General features: G+C 66.4%; 3 protein-coding genes and 1 pseudogene. All 4 read left to right on the forward strand.

Annotated features, from left to right (window positions below; translation table 11 throughout):
* The first annotated feature begins 125 nt into the window (after nt 1-125).
* Nucleotides 126-338 carry a hypothetical protein gene (locus ACIBJF_RS52605; RefSeq protein WP_399184992.1) on the forward strand — a complete coding sequence of 71 codons (213 nt, stop codon included), beginning with the start codon at nt 126-128 and terminating at the stop codon, nt 336-338.
* 37 nt (nt 339-375) lie between these two features.
* Nucleotides 376-1,026 (forward strand): hypothetical protein, encoded by a 651-nt coding sequence (locus ACIBJF_RS52610; protein WP_399184993.1) that lies wholly within the window; start codon nt 376-378, stop codon nt 1,024-1,026.
* 411 nt (nt 1,027-1,437) lie between these two features.
* A complete protein-coding gene (locus ACIBJF_RS52615; RefSeq protein WP_399184994.1) occupies nt 1,438-3,165 on the forward strand; it encodes a site-specific integrase in 1,728 nt (575 codons plus the stop codon).
* Nucleotides 3,162-3,612, forward strand: a pseudogene (locus tag ACIBJF_RS52620) (site-specific integrase); the annotation flags it as partial. The gene ACIBJF_RS52615 and the pseudogene ACIBJF_RS52620, both read left to right, overlap by 4 nt.

Raw genomic sequence — 3,612 nt, forward strand, 5'->3', positions numbered from 1 at the left:
TCCCGAACGCTTCAACCGCCGGCCGGTGCCACCGAAGATTCCCCAGCAGGCGTGGATCAACGACCCCACCCGACGACACGAACCACAGCAACACAGTTCATAGCCGCACATTCGTTTCATTTGACTTGACAGCTACCGGTCCGGACGACCGCGGTCGCAACACCATCACCGGCACGGACGAAGAGAAGTTCCTCCGCGCCCTCAAAGCCCATGTCCCCAAGCTGGTCGAGCCCCCGGCGCCGCCTGATGAAGAGCAGCACACCGAGTCCGACGAGATCTTCTTTGGGTCGGCCCTCTCCAAGGGCTCACACCCAGGCACCGACTCGGGCTCCGCTTGATCCAGACAAGGCACCGGACACCGCCACCGCGCTGGATGTGGTCGACTTCGTCGCTCTCCACGTCGAACAGCCGAGCTACAGCAAGCCCCATAGCTGGTGCTTCGAACACACCGACTACTCCTTCGATGCACAGCGAGCCAACCTGCACTTCAACGGCGGCCTGACGCCGGGACAGGAGCAGTTCCAGCGCGACGTGAACCTGCTGTTCGCCAGGAACGGGATCGCCTTCGCCATCGGTGACGACATGCGCGTCCGACGGCTCGGGCCGCCCGAGGCGCGTCCGCTGGTCTCCGATTTCAGGCCCGACACCGGAGACCCACAGCTCGACGACAAGCTCAACGACGCGATGGCCCGGTTCTTGTCCAGGAACCCGCTCGACCGGCGGGACGCTCTTGAGAAGCTCTGGGACGCCTTCGAGCGGCTCAAGACTCTCGAACTCGGCGGGGACAAGAAGAAGGCATCCGCGGAACAGCTTCTGGTCCGTGCTGTCCCTGGCTCCGAACCGTTCCGCGACCTTCTGGAAACCGAGTTCAGGACACTGACGAACACAGGCAACAACTACACGATCCGGCACCACGAGCACGGCAAGCACGATCTCCCCGACGGCTCTGCCGTCGACTACCTGTTCGTCCGGCTCGCCTCGCTCATCTCCCTGGTCCTGCGCAACACCGGCCGCATGGATACCTAAGAGGGCGGTACGTGGGTAGATGTCCGTATTGCTCTGTGGCTGGGGTGGGCAGGCCGGTCGGGGCCGCCTAGCGGCTACGGCCGCGGCTTCAACATGGTCCCGGCCCAGCGACCGGCCACGGGCCCGCGACACCACACGTTCAAGCATCGGCAAAACAGACATCAGCTCGCATACCACCCTCTCATGGGCGCCGTCGCCAAGCACGTGACCCGCAGGCTGTTGGAGGTCTCGAACGCCACGGCAGAGCAGGCCCAGTCGAGGAACAGCCGGTTGCGGACGCGCTTTCCGGCTCGGCCGGCAGAGCCGCCGTGGCCGCACACTGCACGGTCGCTCGAGGAGACGCTGTGCCGACTGACGGCGCCGCCGTTTCTCCCGGCGGTCAACGGCACCCGAGCCGGTCGTCGACGCGGGGTGACCAAGCTACTGCAGTGGCTGTCGAGCTTTCCCGGTGAGACCTGGCAGCAGCGGTGGGCGGCGAGCGGCGCGGAGGGCTTCCCCGGAGCCGCCTGGGTGGAGCTGCCACTGAGGTGGCTGCGCGAGTGCGGGTCCTCGCCGTCGTATGACCGCGAGGACCTGTCGTCGGGGCTGCTCATGCTGATCTGCGGAGACGTCATTCGTCCCGGTCTGCCTTGGATGCTCACCCGCGCGCATCGGCATCTCGCCTCCGTCATGGCCGAGGTCCGGGACCCCGAAGGGTTCGCGCACCTGCAACAGCTGGCCGAGTCTGGGCCGACGAGCTCGCGCAAGGACGCCCAGATCGCCGCGACACGCATCGCAACCCTGCTGGCCTGCAAGGGTGGAGCGATCCGCGACATCACGGTCGGCGACTGCGTGGAACTCGTCGATACCCAGCGCCAAGTACACGCCCGTGGCGGTCAGAAGAAGGTCGACTTCTATCTGCGACTGCGGGCCCTGGGGATCTTTCCCGAGGACGCCCCAGCCACGATCCGGGCGTTCGGGCTCGCCCTGGGCCAGTTAAGCATCGAGGAATTGGTGGACCGCTACCGGCTTCAGTGCCGGCCGGTCCGGGATCTGATCGTCGACTACCTGCGGGAGCGGCAGCCCTCGCTGGACTTCGCCAGCCTGGACGCGATCTCCGGGACTCTTGCGGGCCTGTTCTGGGCCCGGATCGAAGCCCTGGCGCCGGGGACCGACTCGCTGCGACTGCCACCGGCAGTGGCCCGCGAGTGGAAAGAAGAGCTCAAGGTCAAAAAGCGCACGGTCACCGGGCCCGACGGGAAAAGCGTCGAGGTCTCCAGCCCGCGACTCAATGCCAAGGACGAACTCATGCGGGTCCGGGCGTTCTACCTCGACATCGCCCAGTGGGCAGCTGAGGCACCGGCCCGCTGGGGGCCATGGGTCGTGCCCTGCCCGATCCACGATGACGAGATCCACAAGGCGAAGGAACGCAAGCGGCGCAAGGCCCGGATGGACCAGCGCACCCGCGAACGGCTCCCCGTCCTGCCCGTGCTGGTTAGCACCGCCGATCGGCGGCGACGTGCGGCCGCCGACCTGCTCCAGGCGGCGAAGAGCACCGAGCCCGGGGCTGTGATCCCCGGCACCGGCGGGACACTGCGCAGATCCATCGCGCCCAAAGCCGCGGGCCACCTCACCTGGGCCGAAGAGACGTCCGGCCGACGGCGGCGGAACCTGACCTACGAGGAAGAGGAGGCGTTTTGGGCGTTCGCCGCCATCGAGGTTCTCCGTCTGACCGGCATCCGTAACGAGGAGCTTCTGGAGCTGACGCACCACAGCGTCACCCAGTACCGGCTCCCGTCCACCGGAGAAGTCGTTCCGCTGCTGCAGATCGCCCCGTCCAAGACCGACACCGAACGACTCCTGCTGGTCAGCCCGGAACTCGCCGACGTCCTCAGTGCCATCATCAGCCGTCTGCGCGGGCCCAGCAAGGCGATACCGCTGGTGGCCGCCTACGATGTCCGAGAGAAGGTCTGGAATCCGCCGATGCCGCTGCTGTTCCAGCGCAACATCGGCTCCGAGCACCGCGCGTTCACGCCGACCGCGATCCGGAAACTGCTGATCAACGCCCTGACCGTCACCGGCCTGACCAACGCCGACGGCGAGGCTCTCACCTTCTCGCCCATGACTTCCGAAGGATCTTCGTCACCGACGCCATCATGAACGGCCTACCGCCGCATATCGCCCAAGTGATCTGTGGGCACAGGCACATTGACACGACAATGGGGTACAAAGCGGTCTACCCCGCCGAGACGATCGAGGCCCATCGCGCGTTCATCACCCGCCGACGAGCCTTTCGCCCCAGCGAAGAGTACCGAATCCCGACAGAAGAGGAGTGGGACGCTTTCCTCGCCCATTTCGAGAAGCGGGAGGTGTCCATCGGCACCTGCGCACGCGCCTTCGGAACTCCGTGTGTCCATGAGCACGCTTGTGTCAGATGCTCACTCCTGAGACCAGACCCCGCCCAACAGGCAAGGCTCGTCGAAATCCGCGACAACCTCATCGCCCGCATCGACGAGGCGGAGCGCGAGGGCTGGCTCGGCGAGGTCGAAGGTCTGCGGGTTAGCCTGGCCGGCGCCGAGGACAAGCTCGGTCAGATCAACCGACGGG

The sequence above is a fragment of the Streptomyces sp. NPDC050743 genome (genome assembly GCF_044456925.1).
Taxonomy (GTDB): Bacteria; Actinomycetota; Actinomycetes; order Streptomycetales; family Streptomycetaceae; genus Streptomyces.